This window comes from Limosilactobacillus panis DSM 6035, assembly GCF_001435935.1.
Classification (GTDB): Bacteria; Bacillota; Bacilli; order Lactobacillales; family Lactobacillaceae; genus Limosilactobacillus; species Limosilactobacillus panis.
The window spans coordinates 1-24,284 of record NZ_AZGM01000003.1 but is presented as its reverse complement, the minus strand read 5'-3'; the positions used below and the strand labels follow the sequence as shown (position 1 = coordinate 24,284).

General features: G+C 47.3%; 20 protein-coding genes. 4 read left to right on the top strand and 16 right to left on the bottom strand.

The annotated features are described in order from the left end of the window. Positions 1-59: 59 nt before the first annotated feature. From FD32_RS00160 to FD32_RS00150, 3 genes are all read right to left on the bottom strand, one after another. Entirely contained in the window at positions 60-2,102 is a 2,043-nt protein-coding gene (locus FD32_RS00160) for a right-handed parallel beta-helix repeat-containing protein (RefSeq protein WP_047766796.1), read from the bottom strand. Positions 2,103-2,133: 31 nt separating this feature from the next. Next, complete coding sequence (locus FD32_RS00155) at positions 2,134-3,600, bottom strand: MFS transporter (protein WP_047766803.1); 1,467 nt, start codon at positions 3,598-3,600, stop codon at positions 2,134-2,136. 196 nt (positions 3,601-3,796) lie between these two features. Next, complete coding sequence (locus FD32_RS00150) at positions 3,797-4,708, bottom strand: AraC family transcriptional regulator (protein ID WP_047766805.1); 912 nt, start codon at positions 4,706-4,708, stop codon at positions 3,797-3,799. A gap of 292 nt (positions 4,709-5,000) precedes the next feature. On the opposite strand from FD32_RS00150, the gene FD32_RS00145 reads away from it, so the two are divergent. Continuing rightward, entirely contained in the window at positions 5,001-6,368 is a 1,368-nt protein-coding gene (locus FD32_RS00145) for a sugar porter family MFS transporter (protein WP_047766807.1), read from the top strand. Between the two features lie 228 nt (positions 6,369-6,596). Here FD32_RS00145 and FD32_RS00140 read toward each other — a convergent pair whose 3' ends face one another. The 5 genes from FD32_RS00140 to FD32_RS00125 form a co-directional block, all read right to left on the bottom strand. Next, entirely contained in the window at positions 6,597-8,072 is a 1,476-nt protein-coding gene (locus tag FD32_RS00140; protein WP_047766810.1) for a glycoside hydrolase family 1 protein, read from the bottom strand. Between the two features lies 1 nt (position 8,073). Beyond that, positions 8,074-9,549, bottom strand: coding sequence for a glycoside hydrolase family 1 protein (locus FD32_RS00135; RefSeq protein ID WP_047766812.1), 1,476 nt, complete (start codon positions 9,547-9,549; stop codon positions 8,074-8,076). 13 nt (positions 9,550-9,562) lie between these two features. Beyond that, positions 9,563-10,084 (bottom strand): ROK family protein, encoded by a 522-nt coding sequence (locus FD32_RS10390; protein WP_268872401.1) that lies wholly within the window; start codon positions 10,082-10,084, stop codon positions 9,563-9,565. Next, positions 9,993-10,463: an ROK family protein gene (locus tag FD32_RS10385; RefSeq protein WP_237754706.1), complete on the bottom strand. Its 471-nt coding sequence runs from the start codon at positions 10,461-10,463 to the stop codon at positions 9,993-9,995. Before FD32_RS10385 ends, FD32_RS10390 begins: the two co-directional genes overlap by 92 nt. Before the next feature lie 91 nt (positions 10,464-10,554). Then, positions 10,555-11,943: an MFS transporter gene (locus FD32_RS00125; protein WP_047766814.1), complete on the bottom strand. Its 1,389-nt coding sequence runs from the start codon at positions 11,941-11,943 to the stop codon at positions 10,555-10,557. A 281-nt stretch (positions 11,944-12,224) separates the two neighbouring features. Between FD32_RS00125 and yicI the strand changes: the two genes are divergently transcribed. Then, positions 12,225-14,513, top strand: a complete 2,289-nt coding sequence (gene yicI, locus FD32_RS00120) for an alpha-xylosidase (protein ID WP_047766815.1) — start codon at positions 12,225-12,227, stop codon at positions 14,511-14,513. Between the two features lie 80 nt (positions 14,514-14,593). Further along, positions 14,594-15,763: an ROK family transcriptional regulator gene (locus tag FD32_RS00115; protein WP_047766818.1), complete on the top strand. Its 1,170-nt coding sequence runs from the start codon at positions 14,594-14,596 to the stop codon at positions 15,761-15,763. 72 nt (positions 15,764-15,835) lie between these two features. On the opposite strand, the gene FD32_RS00110 is transcribed toward FD32_RS00115, so the two are convergent. Genes FD32_RS00110 through FD32_RS00100 form a run of 3 tightly spaced genes read right to left on the bottom strand, consistent with a single transcriptional unit; the run spans position 15,836 to position 18,675 of the window. After that, complete coding sequence (locus FD32_RS00110; protein WP_047766820.1) at positions 15,836-17,014, bottom strand: ROK family transcriptional regulator; 1,179 nt, start codon at positions 17,012-17,014, stop codon at positions 15,836-15,838. A gap of 59 nt (positions 17,015-17,073) precedes the next feature. Then, the gene (locus FD32_RS00105; RefSeq protein WP_047766822.1) at positions 17,074-17,280 is read right to left on the bottom strand and encodes a hypothetical protein; all 207 of its coding nucleotides are present in this window, start codon (positions 17,278-17,280) and stop codon (positions 17,074-17,076) included. A 36-nt stretch (positions 17,281-17,316) separates the two neighbouring features. Beyond that, positions 17,317-18,675: a glucose-6-phosphate isomerase gene (locus tag FD32_RS00100; protein ID WP_047766824.1), complete on the bottom strand. Its 1,359-nt coding sequence runs from the start codon at positions 18,673-18,675 to the stop codon at positions 17,317-17,319. 140 nt (positions 18,676-18,815) lie between these two features. Here FD32_RS00100 and FD32_RS00095 point away from each other — a divergent pair, with 140 nt between their 5' ends. Beyond that, positions 18,816-19,430 carry a sugar O-acetyltransferase gene (locus tag FD32_RS00095; RefSeq protein ID WP_047766826.1) on the top strand — a complete coding sequence of 205 codons (615 nt, stop codon included), beginning with the start codon at positions 18,816-18,818 and terminating at the stop codon, positions 19,428-19,430. An 88-nt stretch (positions 19,431-19,518) separates the two neighbouring features. On the opposite strand, the gene FD32_RS00090 is transcribed toward FD32_RS00095, so the two are convergent. The 5 genes from FD32_RS00090 to FD32_RS00070 all read right to left on the bottom strand — a co-directional run bounded on the left by FD32_RS00090 (position 19,519) and on the right by FD32_RS00070 (position 24,106). Next, entirely contained in the window at positions 19,519-20,409 is an 891-nt protein-coding gene (locus FD32_RS00090; protein WP_047766829.1) for a GRP family sugar transporter, read from the bottom strand. A 155-nt stretch (positions 20,410-20,564) separates the two neighbouring features. Then, positions 20,565-22,040 (bottom strand): sensor histidine kinase, encoded by a 1,476-nt coding sequence (locus tag FD32_RS00085; RefSeq protein WP_047766831.1) that lies wholly within the window; start codon positions 22,038-22,040, stop codon positions 20,565-20,567. 1 nt (position 22,041) lies between these two features. Then, positions 22,042-22,761, bottom strand: a complete 720-nt coding sequence (locus FD32_RS00080; protein WP_047766833.1) for a response regulator transcription factor — start codon at positions 22,759-22,761, stop codon at positions 22,042-22,044. 12 nt (positions 22,762-22,773) lie between these two features. Continuing rightward, positions 22,774-23,286 carry an ECF transporter S component gene (locus tag FD32_RS00075; RefSeq protein ID WP_053002977.1) on the bottom strand — a complete coding sequence of 171 codons (513 nt, stop codon included), beginning with the start codon at positions 23,284-23,286 and terminating at the stop codon, positions 22,774-22,776. Further along, positions 23,255-24,106: a bifunctional hydroxymethylpyrimidine kinase/phosphomethylpyrimidine kinase gene (locus FD32_RS00070; protein WP_053002978.1), complete on the bottom strand. Its 852-nt coding sequence runs from the start codon at positions 24,104-24,106 to the stop codon at positions 23,255-23,257. The genes FD32_RS00075 and FD32_RS00070 overlap by 32 nt, the downstream gene beginning before the upstream one ends. Positions 24,107-24,284 lie beyond the last annotated feature (178 nt).

Here is a 24,284-nt window from a genome sequence, read left to right as displayed (position 1 = left end):
CGGTGGTGTGAGAGGTCGGTAATTGAACTAATCAATTACCTCCTACTCGATTTCATAAATTAGAAGAGCTTATTGTTAACTCCCTTTTCACTTGCAAATGGTCCCGCGGTTACCTTAACGCCGTCGCGGTGGTTTCCGAAGAAGTCGTGGTTAAAGGTAATTGGTGTGCCATCTGGGTTTTCGTACTTTTCTTCCGGTTCAAAGGCCATCGCAATCTTCTTGGTGGAGATTACGCCGTCGGTCTTTTCAGGAACAAAGTCGTAAAGGTTGGTCTTCAGGTACAGGCCATCTTCCCGTTTTTCAAGGGCCAATTCAACCTGGTCCTTACTATCAACGTAAGGATCCTCTTCCTTCGCCGTAGCTTGGGCACCATTCAGGTAAACATTGCCGGCAGCCCAAACTGGCAGGTGGCTGTAGTAATGGTCACTGTTTGGTGCGTAAATACCACAGTAACCATCAAACTGTTTGTCCCATTCTTCGAAGGTTGGGTAGTCAGTGAACGGCTTGGTCCCGACTTCAAAGTTGTAGTCGTCCCAGTCATCTGGCTTGCCCTTCATTGCATCAGCAATCTTCTGCATTTCAGGACGGAGGTGTTGTTGAACAAAGATATTGTTGTAAAACTTGTTGTCCCCGTGCTGAATCGTCATGAAGCCCATTACCTTCGTACCGTGAATTTCATGGTATGGAGTGAACCGGTTCGATGGCAGGTTGACTGAGTTGTTGTCGGTCCCCCGGCCAGTAGCGGTAAAGCTACCAGCAATCAGGTTGTGGACAAAGGCAACCCCTTGGGCAGCAAAACGAATCGAACGGTCGGATAAGAAGAGGTTGTTATCAATCAGCGTTGGACCAAAGGAAACTTCAATCCAAATATCTTCACCCAGTCCGCTCAGCAAGTCACCGAGGTTGTCCTTAGTGGTCTTGAAGTCGTTTGGCAGGCTGTTGTGGTCAAAGATATTCTGGGTAACCCGGGTCCCTTGGGCCTGCCAGTCTAGCCATAGTCCCCGTGTACAGTGGTGGATGTGGTTGTGCCGGTAGGTAACGTCAATGGCGGCATGCATCTTGATCCCACCGATTTCGGCCCCCGCCAGGTTTTGCCGGACGTTAATGTCGTGGATATCGTTATCTTCAATTGTGGAGAAGACACCACCCAAGTGCCCAACAATCCCAGTTTGACCACAGTCGTGAATGTGGTTACGCCGGATGATGTGGGAACCCACGTGCTCCTTGTCCCAGCCTTCGTAGGAAGCTTGGCAAATGGCGTCCCGTTCAGTTTGGGTACCATCCTTGTACTTCCACTTGGACCACTTATTGTTGTTATTTGGTTGTAAATACTTCCCTAAGGAGATTCCTGAACACTTGGAGTGAGAAACGTCACAGTCTTCAATGATCCATCCCTTGGACCAGTGGGGACCAATCATCCCTTCCTGGTAAGCTGTCGGCGGTGCCCACTGGGTAGCTGCTTTCGTTACCCCAAAACCAGCTAAGGTAATGTAGCCGATTCCCTCTTGTTGGGGATAGAAGCAGTTTTCCCGGACGTTGATTTCAACGTTCTCCTTATTAGGGTCCTTGCCCTGGAAATTGGCGTAGATGATGGTCGTATCGGCCTCTTCATCCTGTTCAGCGTACCAGGTATACAGGGTCCGTTCTGGGTACCAAGACTTTTCGTTCTTGACCGGTTTCTTAACCTCATCCAAGCTATTAACTTCGTATAAAGCCACATCATTCAGGTAAACTTCACCGGTGTGGGCAACGATCCGCGCATCGAACCAGTCCCCAGCAACCCGGGTTGTGTAAGGGTTATAGTCCCCAAAGATGCTGTTAGGAACAGCAACCTTCCAAACGTCACCGGCAACTTCTTCCCAGTTATCCACCTTTTCGGCACCAGAGATAACGGCACCCAATGGAACAGTTGACTTGTAAGTAATCCGGGCATCCTTAGTTCCGGCATGCTTAGGGTCAACATTTTCCCGGTAGGTCCCGGGAGCAACTAAGACTGTGTCTCCCGGCTGTGCAATGTCGGCAGCGGCTTGAATCGAACGGAAAGGATAGTCTTTTGAACCTTCCCCCGAAAACGGCGCGTTGATGTCAACGTAAATATTCATGGAAATCTTCCTTCCTATATTATCGTCAAAACTACTTATCTGCTTGTTGCTTCCGCTTGTCTTCAATTTCGTGGTTGATCTTATCAACTTCTGGATCACTCAGTGGGTACTTGCTCATAATCCACATTGCAACAACAGCCAGAATAATTGGAATCCAAATCATAGAAACTGAAATACCAGTCAAAGCGGACTTTGGTTGGGTGGCATTATTACCATTGAAGTGGCAGAAGGCGTTGATGTAACCAGGAATGATTCCCCCGAGGGCCAGCCCAATCTTGAAGAACAGACCCATGATGGAGTTGATGATCCCGGCAACCCGCTTCTTAGAGTGCCATTCACCGTAGGAAATAACTTCTGGAACCAGGGACCACATGTAACCGGTGGCAGCAGTAATCCCCCATTGCATGATGAAACGACCGATGTAACCAAGGGCAATGCTGTTCTTGAAGGCAGGGAATGACCATACCCACAAAATCAGTTGACCGATGATGAACAGGATTAAGAAGAAGTAGAAGAAGCCCTTCTTACCAATCTTCTTCCGGATGATTGGCCATAAGAATACCAAGAAGATTCCTGGAATGGAACCAATCAGGTTGATTGAAGCCATCCATTCGGAGTGACCAATGTTGTATTGAACGAAGAACGGCCATACGGTGTTTCCAAAGAACATGAAGGTAAAGCCAATCAGGAAGAACCAACCCAAAATTTGCAGTGGCTTGTTGTCAATTAATTCGTTCCACAGGTCAGAGAACTTAACAGAAGCGGTTTCCTTAGCGGTTGGCAGAACCCGTTCCTTAACACCGAAGTAAGTGCAGAGCAACATAATGAAACCAATGATCATGTAAATAATCATGACCTTGAAGTAAGCACCAGCAGCGTGTGGGGAAGCGTAGTTACCTAAGTTCAGCTTGATGCCAAACAAACCGATCCCCTTCAACTGCTTGTCTGGTGATGCTAATTGAACGAACAGTGGTAAGAACGTGTAAACCAGCAGGTTACCAATGTTAGCTTCGGTCATCCGGACAGTCGTCAGAGTGGAAACTTCATCGTTATCACGGGTCAATGATGCATTAAAAGAACCATATGGAATATTAACGAATGAGTAAATCAAGGCCGTTGCCAGGTATGATACAAAAGCGTAAATAACGTTACCCCGGACAGCTTGAATTGGCAAGAACACTAAGGCACAGCAGATTGTCAGTGGAATACCAAAGTAAATTAAAAATGGCCGGTACTTTCCACCATGCTTGAAGTGACTCTTGTCAACAACGGTCCCTACCCATGGGTCCCAGAAAACGTTGACCCAACGGACAATCAAGAAGATGGTTGCCCCGGCAGCGGCAGAAATACCAAAAACCGTTGTCAAATAAAATAGTAACATCGATCCAATAGTTCCGAAGATTAAGTTTTGTGCTAAGTCTCCGGCACCGTAACAAATACGTTCACGCCATGATAATTTCGCGAACTCATCTACTTTTCCAGCAGGTGCTTTTTCCATTAAAATCATCCCTTACTTAAAAATAAACAATACCAATAATAAATACAGAGCAGAAAAGTAAGTTAGTTGTGTAAACGAAGCAACTGCTTCATCAACACTTTTTATTGTATGCGGTTTCACAATATAAAAACAGACCATAACCTGACAGGAATTTGTCAAATTATGACCTGCTATGTGGGTTGATTCTTGTTAAATTCTACTCGAAGTAGCCGACATTGTTCTTGGAACGGACCGAACGCTTATGGATGACCTGCTTCCGGTACTCGCTTGGTGAATAGCCCGACCATTTCTTGAACTGCTTACTGAAGATGGAAATATTACCGGCCCCGACCATGTAAGCAATCTCCTCAATCGAATTTCCTGAATACTCCAAAAGTCGTTGGGCTTTCTTGTACTTCTCCCGGTCAATGAAGTGCAAAGGGGTAATCCCGTACACCTTTTTAAACACCCGGTGACCATAACCACTACTAATGGCGAGTTCCTTACAGATATCACTGAAATTAAAGGATGGGCTACGGTCATCATTGTTGACCCGATTCTCAATTGCCATCACGATATCCCGGCCAATCTTGGCCTCCTTGTTGCTGTAAGGCATGTCATGACGGTAATCGACATCCCCCATCAGTTGATTTAAATCACGAAGGTACTTAAGAAGGACAATTTCAATGTTAACCTGGGTGTCAAACTCATTCTGGTGCTCCCGATCCCGACTAAGGTCGACAATTTTGCTAAGGGTAGCCTTCGACAACTGGGCAAACGGGGTCTCTGCTTTAAAAAGCTTATTAGCAATCAAGCCAATCATCCGGGAACGAATCTGGGTATCTTCAAAGTCAAAGTGCAGGCACATGTACGTCATCTTTGCCGTAGCACTGGCGTTACGGTTGGTATGGTAAGTCCCCGGAGAAATGATCAGGGCGTCCCCCGGCCCCATATTAACAGCAGCCTGGTCACGAAACTCGGTGATCTGGTGTCCCTCAGTCACGACCATCAGCTCAAAAGCCTGATGACGCTGCTCAAAAAACGACCAGGAACCGTTGACAGTATGCATATGACCGCCAAACATGTACAGGCCGGACTCAATTGTGGGAATCGAAACAAATTTCTGCATCGCTGTCACCTCCATTTTTTGAAAGCTCTTACATTTCTATTATCCAATTTAAATCACCCGTTCGTTAGTTCTATTCGTAACCTTAATTTGTCATTTTATGACTTATACATAATTATATATTTACTTTTTTATGATCGTAATTTGTTTATTAGCATATCATGAAAGGGTTTTCTTTTTAAGGACATTGTGTTATTGTTAAGATGTTGGTTGGTTATTAAAACCAACACATACATAAACAACTAACTTGTTTCTGTCTATTAATTTGGTTTTGATATATAAGGAGATCAAAATTATGAAACATAAACTTTCCGCCGGGTGGATATACTTCTTCGCCGCCCTTGGTGGTCTCTTATTTGGTTACGATACCGGTTCAATTTCTGGTGCCATCCTCTTTATCGAAAAGCAATTATCATTGAATTCCTGGCAACAGGGTTGTGTCGTATCCGCTGTCTTGCTTGGTGCCATCCTTGGTGCCATCACAATTGGACCTTTCTCTGACCGCTACGGTCGGCGGAAGCTATTGATGTTCACTTCAATCCTATTCTTCATCGGGGCCCTCGGTTCTGGGTTAGCTCCAGAACTCTGGACATTGATCGTCACCCGGATCATCTTAGGGTTAGCCGTTGGTGCTGCCTCTGCCTTGATTCCAACTTACCTTGCCGAATTAGCACCTGCTGCTAAGCGGGGGATGATGTCTGGACTTTTCCAGTTAATGGTTATGACTGGTTTGCTGCTGGCTTACCTGCTTAACTTCTGGCTGCAAGGTCTCTACACTGGTTGGCGTTGGATGCTCGGCTTTGCCGCTATTCCCGCTGCTATCCTATTCTGCGGTGCTATTATTCTGCCAGAATCACCACGTTATCTGGTTCGTAACAATAAGGAAAGTGTTGCCCGTGAAGTCCTGATGGCCATGAACAGCAACGACGAACAAGTTGTTAATGGTGATATCGAAGACATTAAGAAACAGGCTGCTATTAAGTCTGGTGGTTGGAACGAATTATTCGGCCCAATCGTTCACCCAGCACTTGTCGCTGCCGTTGGTCTGGCAATCTTCCAACAAGTCATGGGTTGTAACACCGTGCTTTACTACGCACCAACTATCTTCACTGACGCTGGTTTCGGTGTTCACTTCGCCCTTCTCTCTCACATCTGGATTGGGATCTTCAACGTCATCGTTACGGTTATCGGTATCTGGTTAATGAACCGGGTTAGTCGTCGTAAGATGCTGATCGTTGGTGGTTGGTTAATGGCCATCACTCTGTTCATCATGTGCTGGGGACTGATGCACTCCTCCGAGTCCAAGTTTGCTGCTGATGTTGCCGTTCTTTCAATGATTGTTTACATCGCATCATTCTCTGGTACTTGGGGCCCAATCATGTGGACAATGATTGGTGAAATGTTCCCACTGAACATCCGTGGTTTAGGTAACTCCTTCTCCGCCGGTGTTAACTGGACTGCTAACATGATTGTCTCCCTAACCTTCCCACCACTGCTAAGTGCCTTTGGTAAGGGGACCCTGTTCATCGGTTACGGTGTCTTCTGCCTGTTGGCCATCTGGTTCGTCCACTCCAAGGTCTTCGAAACCCAAGGTAAGTCCCTGGAAAGTATCGAACAATGGCTTCGTGACCAAGCTGCTAAGCGGCAAAAGGCTAACAACTAATTCAATTCAACAAAAATTAAAGGAGGCTGGGAGAAAACTTTATTTTCTCACCAGCCTCACTTTTGTCTCCGAATATTACACAGTAATCGCGGAAAAAAAGCGCGCTCCTAGTGCTTTTTTCCCAGCTTCTTTTTTTGTGCCCGTTACCGTGAATTATATACACAAATCGACCGCTAGTACCCGGGATTGCCGAATACTAGCGGTCGATTTATCTTCTCTTATCCTTTACTATTTGAGGTCTTCACCATTAGTGGCAATTACCTTCTTATACCAGTAAAATGAATCCTTCGGCGTCCGCTTCAGAGTTCCCTGACCATTGTCATCCAAATCAACATAGACGAAGCCGTATCGCTTGCTCATCTGCGAGGTGGAAAAGGAAACCAGGTCAATTGGTGCCCAGGTCAAGTAACCCATCAGGTCAACCCCATCCTTAACGGCCTCTTTCATCTGTTCAATGTGGGCCCGCAGGTAGTCGACCCGGTACGAGTCATGAATCTTGCCATCATCACTAAACTTATCATAGGTGCCCATGCCGTTTTCCACGACAAACAATGGTACCCGGTAACGGTCCCAGAGAGTGTTTAGGGCCACCCGCAAGCCCTGGGGATCAATTTGCCATCCCCACGGTGTCTGCTTTAGGTACTTGTTTTTCACTGCATACTGGTTACCAGAAGCCTCTGCTGTCGCATCATGACTTGCCTTGGCAGCCGTTGCACTCGACATGTAGTAACTTAGGCTGAGGTAGTCAACCGGGTACTTCTTCAGCAGCTCCTGATCACCAGCCAGCATCTTAATGACAATGTGGTGTTCGCCAAAGTAGCGATTCATGTATTCCGGATATTCTCCCCGTACCTGCACGTCGGTGAAGAAGAGGTTGAGCTGGTCCACCTTTTGGGCCATGATCACGTCAGCGGGATTACACGTTGCCGGGTAGGTTTGCATCCGAGCTAACATACAGCCCATCTTGGCTCCCGGGATAATTTCGTGGAGCTGCTTGGTTGCTAATGCGCTCGCTATAAATTGGTGGTGGAGGGCCTGATAACGCAACTGGAGCTTCTCGTTAGTGGTTTTTAACCCGTCCTCAAGGGCCCCGGTGGCATGGAAACCAGTGGTGCCGGTATTGATCTCGTTAAAGGTCATCCAGTACTTAACCTTACCCTTGTAGCGTTTAAAGACGGTTGCCGTATAACGAGTAAAGTCGGTAATTGCCTCCCGACTGGCCCAACCATTGTACTTCAGAGTGAGACCAACCGGCATCTCGTAGTGGGATAGGGTTACGACCGGTTCAATGCCATACTTGTGCATTTCATCGAAGACCCGGTCGTAAAAGGCGAGCCCCTTCTCGTTTGGGGTCAGCTCGTCCCCATTCGGAAAGATCCGTGACCAGGCAATGGAAATTCGGAAGGCCTTGAACCCCATCTCGGCAAGGAACTTGATGTCTTCTGGATAACGGTGATAAAAATCGTTCCCGTGGCGTTTCGGATAATCGCGGTCCGAATCACTGTTGACTGCCTCCTCAATGCTTTGCCGGGTTGCTTCATCAAGCGTTGAGTGGGTCTCGCCCTCCTTTGCACCCCGGATACACTCGGCTCCAGATAGCTTCTTCCCGTCAATATTCCAGGCCCCCTCAATCTGGCTGGCAGCGGTTGCCCCGCCCCATAGGAAGCCGTTCTTAAATCCACGTGGGTAATCAGTTGCGTACATGTTAGTTTTCCTCCTCTAATTTTTCTCCATTTGTTTCAATCACGCGTTGGTACCAGAAAAACGAGTCCTTACGAATTCGCTTATAAGTACCTTGACCATCGTCATCAAGATCGACATACACAAGTCCATAACGCTTGCTCATCTCGGACGTTGAAAACGAAACTATGTCGATTGGTGACCACATCAGGTAACCGATTAGCTTAACCCCATCACTGACAGCCTCCTTAATCTGTTCAATATGTTCCTTTAGATAGGCAATTCGGTAGTCATCATGAACTTTCATTGTTGACGTTAATTGATCAACCGCTCCAAGACCATTCTCTACAATAAATAGTGGCACTCGGTACCGGTCCCAAAATTCATTTAGTGTGACCCGCAAGCCACGCGGGTCAATTAGCCAGCCCCACGGTGTTCCTTTCAAGTAGGGGTTATTGAAGCCACGGGCCATATTTACCGTAATTTTCTTATCACTGGCAAGCGGACGACTGTTGGAAACTCGGGAGGTGTAATAACTAAAGCTCAGGTAATCAGCATGATACACCTTTAACAACTCCTGATCGCCCGCAGCCATTTGAATGTGAATATGGTGGTCAGAGAAGTAGCGATTCATATAAGCCGGGTACTCCCCCCGAATCTGGACGTCCGGGTAAAAGAGGTTCAACTGGTCCTCTCGCTGGGCCAGGACAACATCTGTGGGATTGGATGTCGCAGGGTAGGTTTGGTCTCGACCAATCATACAGCCCATCTTGGACTGGGGATTAATCTCCCGCAACTGCTTGGTAGCAATTGCCCCGGCTACAAATTGGTGGTGTAGGGCCTGATAGCGTAACTGGAGCCGAGCGGCAGGTGAATAATCGTTGTCAATCGCACCGGTCGCGTGAAAGCCTGTCGTTCCTGTATTAATTTCATTAAAAGTCATCCAGTACTTAACCTGGTTTGCATAGCGTTTTAAGACTGTCTGAGTATAGCGTTTGGCAGCCCTAATAATCCGCCGGTCCGCCCAACCGTTATATTTTAGGGTTAGAGCAGCAGGAGTATCATAGTGAAATAATGTTACTACCGGTTCGATTTCATAATGGTGGAGCTCAGCCAAAACGCGGTCGTAGAATTTAAGGCCCTGCTCGTTAGGGGCTGGATCATCCCCATGGGGGAAAATCCGCGACCAGGAAATGGAAAAACGATAAGCTTTAAAGCCCATCTCCGCCATCAACTTGATATCTTCCTTATAGTGGTGATAAAAGTCATTTCCATGACGTTTAGGATAGCGTTGAGTTGACTGGTCGGTAATTGCCTTCTCTAGTGCCGCTTTCGTTACATTATCATGGGTAGAATTGTGTTGACCCCCACCAACAATGCATTCAGCGCCTGACAGTCCCTTACCATCAATGTTCCAGGCACCTTCAATTTGGGTTGCTGCACTGGCACCACCCCACATAAATCCTGCAGGGAAGCCGTGCGGGTAGTCCGTTGCATACATTTAATTTCCTCCTTTATATCTCATTATTAACCTCTAGCAAGAGGTTATATACTCCACCGTACAGGTTCGCATCATTTTCAAAATAGGCCTTCATGATTGTGGGACGCCGGATGCCTGCCAGGTCCACCTGCTCAACTAGCTTTTCGTATTCCGTGCGAATCGTATCACCGACAATCGGCTGGGCGCTGATCCCCCCACCAATCACGTAACGATCAAGGTCAACGACGGCTTGAATGCTTAAAATCATGTTGGCAATCCGCCAGCAATACTTTTTAAATACCTTGTAGGCATAGTGGTCACGGCGGTTAATCTGTCCAAAAACAGCGGGCCCATCATTAATGTTACTGATATTGTAATGCTTAGCAATTTTATTGATCATTCGGACAGCTGAGCCTTCAACCCCGTACTTATCCTTACCATTTTTAAAGGGAATAAAACTCAGCTCACCCGCCTGGTAGTGCATCCCCCGGTATAAGTGACCGCCGATGATGATACCCCCCCCCAACACCAGTACCGAGAACAATTGCTGCACCATTCTTAATATTATGAAGGTTACCTAGCCATAGTTCGGCCAAAGCTGCAGCCTTCCCATCATTTTCCACAGCAACAATGAGCTGGTCATCTATCTCTTGATGAACATGTTCAACCAAGTTGAGGCCATCAAGGTAGGGTAATGCACCCCCGACTTTGACTTCACCAGTAGCAGGAATAACCGTTCCGGGGATGCTAAATGCAACACCGCGGATTTGATCAACGTATCTTCTAATAATCTGATCAATGGTTTCCAGGAAAGGCCCTACCCCATCTTGAGGGGTTCCGAGTTTATCATGGGTTATCAGGTTTCCGGCCCGGTCAAGTATTCCGTATTTGATGTCGGTCCCGCCAACATCGATACTTAAATAATTTTTTCGCATATTTTTCTCCATTCTATATCACGATTCTTGTCAGACTGGAAAGGGGCCGGGAAGAACTCTCATTTTTCCCAGCCCCGTTCAAGCTTAAGTATTACTTGTTTTCTGCATTTTCACGTGCGTGCTTTGCCCGTAAGTCGGCCTGCATCTTACCTTCGAAGGAGTCAACCTTGTAGAAGATCAAAGCGATAGCAGAAAGGGCAAAGCCAACCATTGGTACCCATACATAGTTAATTGTAATGGCGTTTAGTGAGGAAGCGGTCTGAGCGTGGTTGGCAACGTAGCCACCCATGCTAAGGATCCAACCGGTGACCGCACCACCGATTCCCATTCCAAACTTAGCAGAGAAGGATGAGAACGAGGTAACAATTCCTTCGGCCCGGACACCATTTTTCCACTCACCATAGTCAACGGCATCGGCCAGCATAACGGCAATCAAACCAGATACCAAACCGGTCCCTAGGTTAACAATAATGTTAGCGGCAATGATGACGGGTACGCTAGCAGTCTTTGCACCAAGCCACATAACGAATTGGCCGATGATAGCAATTAGCATCCCGGAAAGCATCGTGTTACGCTTGCCAAACTTCTTTGAGCACCATGGAGTGATGGCAACTGTAATCAGCGCGAACAGTTGCAACCCCAGCATGATTGAGGTCAGCCAAGCGGCATTCATATTGTACTTGAAGAAATAGACAGTAACTTGATTCCGGGTTTGCATCCCCATCCAGTAGATAAAGTTGATAAAGATGATGACCGCCCATGGCCAGTTGTGCTTCAAGGCCTTTAAGGAAGTCTTGATTGGCAGTGCCTGCTTAGATTCCTTCGTCTGAATCCGTTCACGGGTGTTGGCAAAGGCATTAAGCAATAGAACACAGCCGATGATGGCTAGGATAATACTAGTAATGAAGAACCCATTTTGCTCGTTACCATGACCAAAGGCATTTACCATTGGCAGTGCCAAGACGGAAACCAGGGTTCCACCAGCAGTACCGAAGAACTGCCGAATCGTGCTTAATGTTACCCGCTCGTTCGGGTTGTTGGTCAGGTTAGGCAGAATCGACGTAATTGGAATGTTGACTGATGAGTACAGAACATCGACGCCAATATAGGTGACGTAGGCCCAAATAATCTTACCTTCCAAACTCATATGCGGCGTAGAAAATACCAGGACACAGAAGATGGAATACGGGATGGCGAACCATAACCAGTATGGCCGTGACTTCCCCCACCGAGTGTGGGTGTGATCAATCATAATCCCCCAGAAGGGGCCATCGACCGCATCAACCAGCCGTGCGACCAGGAACAGAGTTCCGACGGCCGCAGCTGAGATTCCAAACGCATCAGTGTAGAAGAACATCAGGAAGTTAGAAATTAAACCAAATGACAAATTGCAGGCAAAGTCAGTTGCTGCGTAACTGATTCGTTCTGGCCAATGAACCAGGTTAGGCATCTTTGTTTGCTTTTCTGAAGCCTTATCCATAAATAGCACCTCGATAAATAATTCCAAAATCAATAACAATTTGGACAATCCCGGGTTTGTTGTCTTTCCAAACAAACACAGTGTAGACCCATTAAAAATATTTTGCAAGCGTTTCCAGTAATTAGTTTTATAATTCAGATTTAGCGTTTTTGTCTACATATAATGTCAAAATAAAGGTAAATTTCACCTTTTTACACTATTGACAGCGCTTACTTTGCGATATACAATCAGGTCATATTTAGGATTGTTTATGTAATAGACAAACTTACAGGAGGTACAATATGAAATTTACTAACGGTTTATGGCTGACCAAAGAAAATTTTGATATTAATTCACCCGCACAAGTATATGACTACAGTATCAGCGCGGACCACAAGAAGGCCGAAGTATTTGTTCCCTATCATCCCGCCGACCGTCGTGACCAGACGACTGACATTGGGGCAACCACCATTAACTTTACTTCCCCGTTGAAGAATGTATTAGGGGTAAAGTTAACTCACTTTGCTCAATTTCCACTTAAACCAAGTTTCCACATCAATGACCAACAAGTTACGATGGACGCTGATATAGTTAAAGATGATCATTTCACCCTCAAAACTGGTGATCTTTCTGTAACGATTCCCTTAGGCAAGCAGCCATTTAAGATGCAGTTCAAGGGGGCAGGCAAGCTCCTCACCACTTCTGAACCAGGGATGCAGGCTGAAATCACCGATCGTGACACCGGTAAACACTACATGCGTGAGGCCTTGGACCTCGATGTTGGTGAAAATGTCTACGGGCTCGGTGAGCGGTTCTCCCACTTTGTTAAGAATGGACAAAGCGTGGAAATCGTTAACAAGGATGGAGGTACTGGAAGCCAACAGACTTACAAAAACATCCCCTTCTACATCACCAACCATGGCTATGGTGTTTTTGTTGATGAACCCGAAACAGTATCATTCGAAGTGGCCTCTGAATATAACGACAAGGTTCAATTTAGCGTCGAAGGCGAAAGTATCCAGTACTATATTATCTATGGACCAACCCCGAAGGATGTCCTTGTCAACTACACCAGTCTGACTGGCAAGCCGGCCCTACCACCGGCCTGGTCATTTGGCCTCTGGTTAACAACCTCCTTTACGACTGATTACAGTGAAAAGACGGTTCTCAACATCATTGATAAGATGAAAGAAAATAACATCCCATTAGATGTCTTCCACTTCGACTGCTTCTGGATGAAGGGCTTTGAATGGACCAGTTTTGAATGGGATAAGGATATGTTCCCAGATCCTGCTGGCCTGATAAAGAAGATTCATGACCGTGGCGTCAAGGTTTGTGTCTGGCTCAACCCCTACATCGGCCAGAAATCCCGCCTCTTTATGGAGGCCCGGAATAAAGGCTACTTAATCAAGCGACCAGACGGTAATCCATGGCAGTGGGACCGCTGGCAAGCTGGTAACGCCTTCGTAGACTTTACGAATCCAGCTGCAGTCAAGTGGTATCAAGGCTACCTTAAGGACCTTCTCAATATGGGTGTTGATGCCTTCAAGACCGACTTCGGTGAACGAATTCCGGTTAAGGACGCGGTCTACTACAATGGTGCCGACCCAAAGCGGATGCACAACTACTACACCTTCCTTTACAATCAGACTGTTTTTAATGCTATTAAAGAAGTTAAGGGTGAAAAAGAAGCCGTAGTCTTTGCTCGTTCCGCAACCGTTGGTACTCAACAGTTCCCGGTTAACTGGGGTGGCGATAGCGATTCACGTTACACTTCTATGGCCGCTTCCCTTCGTGGCGGCCTGTCCTTCATGAGCTCCGGCTTTGGCTTCTGGAGTCATGACATCGGCGGTTTTAATGACCATTGCCCAACAGACCTTTACAAGCGGTGGACCCAGTTTGGCTTACTCTCCACTCATAGCCGTTATCATGGTAGTTCTGAATACCGGGTACCATGGCATTACGGGGATGAGGCAGTTGTAGTTTCCAGAAAGTTCGTCAAGAACAAGCTGGCTTTAATGCCATACCTCTTCGAACAAGCTGTTGAGACCCACGAGAATGGCTACCCGATGATGCGGCCAATGTTTGTAGAATTCCCTAGTGATGAATCTGCTGCCCCACTGGGCTCTCAATACATGTTGGGTTCTCAGCTGTTAGTCGCTCCAATCTTCAACGACCGTAGCGAAGGTAATTACTATCTCCCTGCTGGTAAATGGACAAATATTTTGACCAATAAGTCATATGACGTCGCTCATGGCCAATGGTTTAAAGAACATTTTGACTATATGACTCTGCCACTTCTGGCGCGGCAAAACGCCATCCTTCTTGAAGAGCCAAACGCTGAGCACGCCAAGTATGATTACCTAGCTGCCTCTACTCTCCATGTTTACCAACCAACCGCTGGTCAGCATAGCCAGCCATTGGTTGATGAGGAAGGGAACCACCAGGGTGAAATTACGGTTACCATTAAGGACAACAAATTAACCGTTGACGTCAGCGCTCTGAAGAAATTGCCGACCTTATACGTCCACGTTAATGATGAGATCAAGGAATTCAAACTGACTGATGCTCACCAGACCGTTCAATTATGATATAGTCATCACGTTTAAAAACAACTAAGAAGCTGGGAAAAGCAAATTTTTCCCAGCTTCTTACTTTGAAAGGAATCATTATGGATTATTTAATCAACCACAGTCCCACCCGTTGTATTAACCTTAGCACTGTTAAGCAGCAACTGTTTAACCATCAGGCGATTTCGCGGGCAGATATTGCTCGGTACACCGGCCTTCACCGGTCGACAATTTCCTCTTTGTTCGATGAACTTGACACTCAGGGTTACATCCACCACCTGGGCCATGGAAAGTCAACTACTGTAGGTGGTCGGAAGCCTGAACTGTACACTTTCAATGGACACTACGGTTATGTTGCCTGCTTCAATATTACCTACGCTCACCTCTATACAATGTTTCTTTACGTAAACGGCAAAGAAATCAGTTTTCAGCGCTTCGATACCTGTGGTCAAGATATTATTACTGTCATGGAACTGATTAATCGTCAGCTTCACAAGGCAGCTAATCGACACGATACGACACACGGATTGCTTGGCATCAGTATATCGATCCACGCAATCGTCGACCACAATAAGGTTACCCATTCACCTTATTACCCTATGAATGGAATCAACTTCCAAGAGTATTTTACCAACCACTACCATGTTCCCGTTATCGTCGGAAACGAGGCTAACCTGGCCGCCATTTACGAACGCGATTATGCCCGCCATGTCAGTCCAGCTAACTTTATTGTTTTAAGCATCCACCGGGGTCCTGGGATTGGAGTAGTTGCCAACCACCACCTCTTCAGTGGCTTTCAGGGAAAGACCGGTGAGTTAGGAAGCGTCAAAGTCCCTAATTTGATGGGGCAATTTCAAGAGATTGGTGACTACTTGTCTGTTGACCATCTTCAGGCAGCAATCACTAAAGCCGTTGGTATTAACCCACACGCAGACTACTCGACTTTAAAACGGGTGGTTGCTACGGGCAGACCCAAGGTTGACCGTGTCATAACTTCTTTTGCGGAAGTCACAGGTCAACTGTTGTTTGATCTGCAGATGCTGTACGGGCCGGAAGAAATATTCATCAATTCCCCATTGATTGAGCTCATTCCTCAGCTTATCACAAAAATTAAAGCTACTGCTCAACAGCACGCGGTCACCATTCCCGTTTCAGTCATAAGTGGCTCCCGTTATGTTTCTCTCCTAGGCGCAGCCGCAATGATCATCCGCCAGGTAATTGAACTACCTGATCGGGACCTAGACTTTAAATGGACAACTTCTGTCGGTTAAACTAAACAAAAGTAAAGGGCCCTTATCTCTCCGGGAAACCTCCGGAGGGGCTAAGGGTCCTTTACTTTACTATTAGTCAATATTTTCGACTTCGTTTGGCCATTGAAGCTTCAACTGGAAGTCTTCTAGATTCAGCGCTTGGTGAATTGCCAACGAGCTGGCCCCCAAAAGCGAGGCCATCCGGGCGCCCTTAATCATCTTAATTGGTGAAAAGGCCCCCATCTCAATGAGCTTTCCCTGAACCTGTTTAAACAGTTCCGGAATATCTTCAAACAAGGTGGAGTTAAAGTAAACTTCCTGCGGGCCAAAGGAAACGATGGCGTTGTATGAGGCTTCCGCAATCAGTTCCATCGCATGGTCAAAGATACGCAGCACCTGACTGTCGTAATGGTAAAGCTTAACAAGCTGGTCGCTGTCGATTTCCTTGAGGCCCTTGACCTCCTTGACCTGGTTAATAATGGCATCCTCTGAACAGAGTGATTCGACTTTTACCAACTTATGGCCATTACCAGCATGGTCATTCATCAAGGTCCGGCCAATTTCTCCAGCCATTCCCCGGTTTCCCCGGTACAGGCTACCGTTGGCGATAACACCGACCCCAATTCCCCGGTGGATACTAATAGTAATCAGGTCAGAAATGTTGTCGGCCGCATAGTAGTCCTTCTCAAAGACGGCGGCCAGGTTGGCCTCGTTTTCCAGGACAACCGGGACCGCAAACTCCTTCTCGAAGTATTCTTGCAGGTCAATCCCGTTCAATTCCAGGAATGGCGAATCCAGGACCTTGTTTTGGTAGACAATCCCGTGGATGGAAAAACCAATCGCCAGAAGGCCATGCCCCGTCTGGTCGACTTTTTGCATTTTTTTGATTTCCTTCTTAATCATTTGCATGATGTTCAGAATATCAAACTGTTCGATTGGCTGACGGTTATACTGGATGATCTCCCCGTTCGTGTTGTTGAACATGGAGGCCATGTATGATGTCCCAATACTAAAGCTAGCGACGAAGCCATAGTTGTGGTTTAAACAAACCAGGTGCGGCTTCCGGCCACCACTGCTGGTCGATTCCCCCTGGCGGACTTCTTCGATAAAGCCTTCGTCATCTAGTTCACTATAGATTGATGAAACTGTCGACTTGTTTAGGTGCAACTGACGGGCAATCTCCGCCCGGGAGGTCTCCTTGTTGTTAAAAAGCTGTTGTAAAACTAGTTTTCGGTTGTTAATTCGTGATAAATTACGGTGATCAATTGTCATATAATACTTTCCTAACTCTACCTAATTAATCCATTAAATCTATTATAACACGTGGCTAATCACTGCAAATGAAGCAGTCGCCACTCCAAATAGCAATAGAGGATGATTAAGATAACACAGTATCCCGCTGACATCCAGGCAATGATCTGCACAATTAACCAGGAGGTGATTGCGGCAATGGTTTGAAAGCAGATAGTTAAGACAATCCAGGCCACTAACCGCCGTTGGATTATCTGCCGATTTTTAATGATTTTGTTTTTCTCCATAATCAAAAAAGAGGCGTTTCACCGCCTCCGTCAATCTTATTCGTTCTTTTCCATTTCTGCCCGCAATTTCTTGCCAACTTCTTCGTAACCGGGCTTGCCCAGCAAGCCAAACATGTTGGTCTTGTAGGCCTCAACCCCAGGTTGATTGAATGGGTTAATCCCGTTCAGGTACCCAGAGATACCCATGGCAACTTCAAAGAAGTAGATCAGGCAACCGAGGGTGTATTCATTTTCTTCTGGAATGTGGACCGTCATTACCGGAACGCCACCAGCAGTGTGAGCAGCGACCACGGCTTCGTAGGCCTTGGTGTTGGCAAAGTCCATTGTCTTGCCTTCCAGGTACTTCAGGCCGTCCAGGTTGTCGTCTTCACTAGGAATTTCAACATCGAAGTTAGGCTTGTCCAGCTTAACAACGGTTTCCATCAAGAAGCGGCGCCCTTCCTGGATGTATTGACCCAGGGAGTGGAGGTCGGTGGTGAAGTTAGCGCTGGATGGGTAGATTCCCTTCTGGTCCTTACCTTCGGATTCACCGGCTAATTGCTTCCACCATTCGGCAAACATCCGCATGTTTGGTTCGTAGTTTTCGAGGAGCTCTGTTTCATAGCCCTTCCGGTAAAGGATGTTCCGGTAGGCAGCGTATTGGTAAGCTTCGTTCTTGGTCAGGTCAGGGTCAACGTAGTCCTTTTCGGCTTGGGCAGCCCCTTCCATCAGCTTATCAATGTCGGCACCAGAAGCGGCGATTGGCAGGAGACCCACTGGGCAAAGGACGGAGTAACGACCACCGACCCCGTCTGGAATAACGAAGGATTCGTAGCCGTTGGCGTCGGCTTCGGTCTTCAAAGCACCCTTAGCCTTATCAGTCGTGGCATAGATCCGCTTGTTGGCTTCTTTTAGGCCATACTTTTCAATCAACTTCTTCTTGAAGATCCGGAAGGCAATTGATGGTTCCGTGGTTGTCCCGGACTTAGAAACAACGTCGACGGAGAAGTCCTTGTCACCGATCAGTTGTAAGAGGTCGTGAACGTAGGTGGAGCTCAGGGAGTTACCGGCAAAGATTACTAGTGGGTACTTGCGGTCCTTGGCGCTTTGGGCCTGGTAGAAGGTGTTGTGCAAGAAGTCGATGGCCATTTGAGCACCGAGATAGGACCCCCCGATTCCGATAACAACCAGGATATCGGAGTCGGATTGGATCTTCTTGGCTGCTGCCTTGATCCGGGCGAATTCGTCCTTGTCGTATTCGGTTGGTAAGTGGAGCCAGTCGCGGAAGTCTGCCCCGGCGCCGGTCCCATTACGGAGTTCGTCGTTAGCGGCATTGACCATTGCCTGCATTTCACCTAATTCGTTGTCGTGAACAAATTGTTTTAAGGCACTACTGTCAAATTTTACTGTTGTCATTTTCAGAGCCTCTTTCTTAAATTAAAAATACTTCACCACTAAATAATAGCGAATTACGAAGCCGGTTTCAATCCTTTGGGTACTTGTTGCAAACGTTTACATCATTTGTGATAATAAGGTTAACAAAGGAGTGACTTTTAATGGAACAGAATACTAAAGATATGCTCGCGGGCAAGCCCTACTGCCCGGATACCGCCGAGCTAAATCAGTTCGCGCAACTTGCCCATCGTCTTTGCCGAGATTACAACCTGACCGCCGATGAGGATACGGTTGAACGCGACACAATTATCGACCACCTCTTTTCTGACCACCAGGGAGGCGTATACCTGCAAGGGCCCATTCACGTCGACTATGGCCGCTTTACCAGCCTTGGCAAAAACTTCTATGCCAACTTCAACCTGACAATTCTTGATACCTGCCCGGTTAAAATTGGTGATAACGTCATGTGTGGACCGAACGTTTCCATCGTCACCGCCATGCACCCACTGTGCTATTCACAACGAAACATTCGCAAGCAGGATAGTGGCCAGGTCACCGACATCGAATTCGGTAAGCCGGTGACAATTGGCAACAACTGCTGGCTGGCTTCCAACGTTACCATTTGCCCAGGAGTGACGATTGGTGACGGCTGCGTAATTGGCGCCGGGGCGGTGGTTACCCACAACATGCCGGCCGATTCCCTGGTTCTTGGGGTCCCCGCAAAGGCCGTACGCAAGATTACCGGGGCCGACCGGATGAATAACTATCCTTACTAAGACACAAAACGAGGATGGGAAGCTATCGTTCTTCCATCCTCGTTTTGTGTTTTCAAATATTATTCAGTATCGATTATTATCTTTTTGCTTAGTGGGCAAATGCGGTTAAGATACTACCGGCAACGATGAAGATAATTCCGGCAATCGTAAAGCCCATTTCACGATGGGTTTTTTGTTCATGCAGAACGAAAACCCCACCAATTGTTGCAATCACCACGTTTAACTGGGTGAAAACAAAGGCAACGTTGACCCCGAGGGCCCGTCCGGCAAAAATGTATGCCAGGGCAGCGATACCCCAAGAAAGGCCCCCAAAGATGTTGAGGTATTGTTCACGCTGCTTAAATGCAGAGATGTTTCCAGAAGCAATGGTGTAAATAACGGACCCTAACAGGATTCCCAGCATTTCCGGAAGGAAGATCCCCAGTGACTTTTCATTTGCCAACCATGGAATCTTAGGAAAGGCAGAGTAAACCCAGTAACCAAAGGTCGTAATCAGCAGGAAGAAGAAGTTTTGAATGGTGATCTTTTTTCCGCTACTTTGGTCGGTTACGGACGTCATCAAGGCACCAATGATAACAATTACCAGGGCCCCAAAACCAATCAGGCGGGCAGTGGCAGTGTGCCATTCGCCAAAGATAATTACCCCAATCAGGGAATTACCAATTAACTGGAACACCGTGGAAAGCGGGATGGTGTTTGAAACCCCCATCCGCTTAAAGGAAACGAACTGACCAATTTGACCAGTCGACCACAGGGCCCCGCAGAGGACGGAAATCCAAAAACCGCGGGCACTGACGACCACTGCGCCCGGGTTTCCCGTCAAATGGGCAATCGCAAAGGCCAGTAAACCAATAATGGTGGCACCAGCCCCAATTCCAAATGTCTGGTTGACGGTGGACCCGCCGACCTTCCCAGTAATTAATGGCATGATCCCCCAACCAACGGCCGGGACCAATGCGAGTAAATAGCTTAGAAACATAACAATTCTCTCCTATCAATCAATCTACAAAGAGATAATTTATCATACTGGAAACGCTTGCACAACCCCTATTTTTTTGGTCTACCATGTTAACCGGTTGATACTATTAATAAGTAAGTGCTTTATAAAAAATTGGTCTTGATCGTAAAACTTTACTAATCATTGGCCTCTTTTTTACTGTTAAGAGCGGTCTTTTCGTCAGGGAAATAGACGGAAAAGGTGCTACCTTTTCCGTACTCACTTTGGGCGGTAATCTTCCCCCCGTGGAGTTGAACCAGGCGGTGAACAATTGCTAGCCCCAGGCCCGATTCACCGTACTTTGTATTCATCCGGGAACGATCAGCCTTGTAGTAACGTTCCCAAATGTTTTCCAACTGTTCAGGAGTCATCCCAATGCCGTTATCTTGAACGGTAAACTGAGTACCGTTTTCAACTCGCTTCCCGCGAATCTTAATTTGACCATGCTGAGTGAACTGAATTGCGTTCTGGATGATGTTAAACATGATCTGCACGAAGCGGTCATAGTCCGCATAAACTAGCAGGCCCTTAGCAACATCGACGTCTAGTGTATCTCCCTGGGCCTGGGCCTTTTTACTCAGTTGCTCTTCCAGGTTCTGTAAAACTGCGGACGCATCGAACAGCTTCCGTTCCATCGTAATCTGGTTCGTCCGAATTTTTTCGTAGTTCAGGTTGTCGTTAACCAGCCGGATTAAACGCTTGGTTTCGTTTTGCATCAGCTCAATACTGTGTTTCTTATCCTCCTCCGAGATGACGTCATACTGGAGTCCTTCTAGGATCCCGTTAATCGTCGTCAATGGGGTACGCATCTCATGGGCAGCGTTAGCCATAAACTGGCGGCGCCGTTCCTCTTGACGGTGGATTTCCTCCTGGGAAGCCTTAAGTGAGGCCGTCATCTGGTTAAAGCTGTGGCCAAGGTCACCAATTTCGTCCTTCCCCAAAGCCGGCAGTTGAACATCGTAGTTTTCCTTTGCCACTTGAGCAGTAGCCTGTTGGAGGTTACGGACCCGCCGCGTGATTGAGCGGGCAAGGAAGTAGCTCGCTAACAGGGTTAACAGGCCGGCCACCAGCAGGGCCATAATCAGGTTAATTTTGATCTGGTGCATGTTTTGCTCAATCGACGACACAAAGGTCGCAATGGCCAACACGGCGACTAGCTTATTCTTGACCCGGTAAGGCCGAATGATTTCCGTCATCTGCGGAAGGCGGGTATCAGCAACCTTACGGGAAAGTTGGGGCGTGGCAATTCGGACGTAGATGGTCTCCCCCTTCTTTAGTTTTGCCCACTTATCAGCGGTAATCGTGGGGGTAAAGCCGTTACTTGCAAAGACCTGGTTGTGGGTCGCATCATAGATCGCAAAGTGGACATTCTGGTCGGACAAGAGCTTAGCGTTGCTATTCAAAGCCGGTGAGGCAAAGCCCTCAAAGCTATGGTCACTCGGGTTGTAACGGATAGCATCCTGGACAAGGCTGTCGGCATCGTTACGCAGCTGGAACCAGACATTATGGTAGAGGGTCTGATTAGTAACGTTAATGAACGAGAAGCTGAGGATGATCATCAGCAACATAATGATCGTAAAGAAGCTCAGCATTAAACGATACATTAATTTCATTTTAGTTATTTTCATCATCGAACTTATAGCCTACTCCCCAAACGGTCTTAATCACCTGCGGGCCAAGGTCCTCCAGCTTTTGACGGAGCTTCTTGATGTGGGCATCAACGGTTCGTTCATCCCCGTAATACTCATAGTCCCAAACCAGTTGTAACAATTGTTCACGAGTAAAAACCTGGCGGGGCTTGCTGGCCAGGGTTTTCAGAAGGTCAAACTCCTTGGGGGTCAGGTCGGTAATCTGCTTATCGTAGAGGTATACTTCTCGGGTCTTGGTGTTCATCCGGAAGTGCTTCGTTTGGACATCGAAGCCACCATCATCCTTTTGCTGGGCTTCGCTAGCGGTCTTACCGAGCTTGCTCCGCCGGTAAAGGGCCTTAATGCGGGCAATTAAGGTAATTGCGCTAAAGGGCTTGGTGACGTAATCATCTGCCCCAATTTCTAGGCCGAGGACCTGGTCACTTTCCGTGTCCCGGGCCGTCAGCATAATCAGCGGCACGGTGGATGAAATACGACGGATATCGGCAGCAACCTGCATTCCGTCCTTCTTCGGCAGATTCAAGTCTAATAGGATGATATCCCACTTGTCGGGGTCCGCCTTAAACTTCTCTTCCGCCTCGATCCCATCGTAAGCAAATTCATAGTACCAGTTCTGCTTTTTAAGAAACATTGCCATCATTTCGCAAACAGAATGGTTGTCTTCAATCATTAATATGTTCGTCATTATCTTCCTCTCTTATTTGAGAGATAGGTGCAAATTGCGTTTCAAAGGGCGTTCAAACAAAACGGCCACCACCGCTCCAACAACCCCTTGGAGCGTATTAGGAATTACCCCCAAGGCCCCCGTGCTCCAGGAGTAAAGAATGGAATCGGCAAAGAAGTAGCAGACAACCATGACCGCCACACCGAGGATCAGGCCAAGAAGCTGCCCCCAACGGTTCGGGAGCCAGCGCATCAGCCAGCCGGCAATTAAGCCCTCTAGCCCGTGAGCAACAAAGGAAAACGGGGCGTACTGACCGAATCCGGACAAGAGATCAAGAAACAACCCGGCGCTACCACCAATTATTCCCCCGTACCACGGTCCCAGGAGCATGGCCCCAACAAAGATTGGCGCGTCACAAAGGTTGACGTTTCCGTGGGTCCAGGGTAATGGAATCAGGAAAACCCGGCCAAAAACGATTGACAGGGCAATCAACATTGCCGCTAGGGTTAATCTCTTAGTGGTTTGCTGCGTTTTCACAATTCTCATCCTCCCTTGATAGGTAAGCAAGTAGTTTTTGTATCTCCATTCCGTACTTTCGGTCTTGATTATTTAAAAGTTTGGTTTCCTCGATAGCAACTACTAGCGCTTGGCTGGCTTTTTCAACTGCCCCTTCTAGTGGACACCCCTGCGCAAGGTAACCACACAATAAGGCAGCAAAGACGTCGCCACTCCCGTAAAAGTGCCCGGGATAATGCGGTGAATCATACCATTGATAATCTTCTTCAGAGCAAAGGCAACAACTAACCTTTCCCCCTCTGATTATCCCTGTCACTACCACGGCTGCGGAGACACCTGCTGCGCGTAATTGAGCAATTAGGGTGGGTAAGTGGCCTACCTGGAATTCCCGCGGTTGTTCGCCCGCTAAGAGGCATAATTCTGTCCAGTTAGGCGTAATTACTGTTGCCCGCTTACACAGCTCTCTGAGCGCACCAGGAAGCTGTGACGAAAGGCCGGGGTATAATTGACCCTCGTCGGCCATCACCGGATCAATTACCCGAATTTCGGGTTGGTAGTGGTCAAGAACCTGAGTAACTGAATGGGTTAGCGCAGTTTTACCCAGGTAGCCAATCACTACACTATTAACAACGAGACCGGCCTGGTCCCAGTGGTTAATGGTTCGCTGCAACCACTGTTGAGTATCAATAGTAACTGGCTGGCCAAAGCCTTCTGTTTGTGTGGAAAAGACCGCGGTAGGTAATAGAGCCGTTGAGCGCCCCATAGCTTGAAGGACTGTTGTCGCTGCAACCATGGAAATTTGTCCCAGTGCAGTAAAGTCCTCAATTACTAAAGTCAATTTAACTGTCACCTGGGCCACCTCTTTTTCTTAACTTAACCATCATTATATACTTTTCTACGCTCCTTTTGAAGGCCAACAGATTCGAAACAGCGCAAGGAGCTATTAAACGTTTTTTAATTGTCCATACGGACGAATCGAGTAGGAGGTAATTGATTAGTTCAATTACCGACCTCTCACACCACCGTAC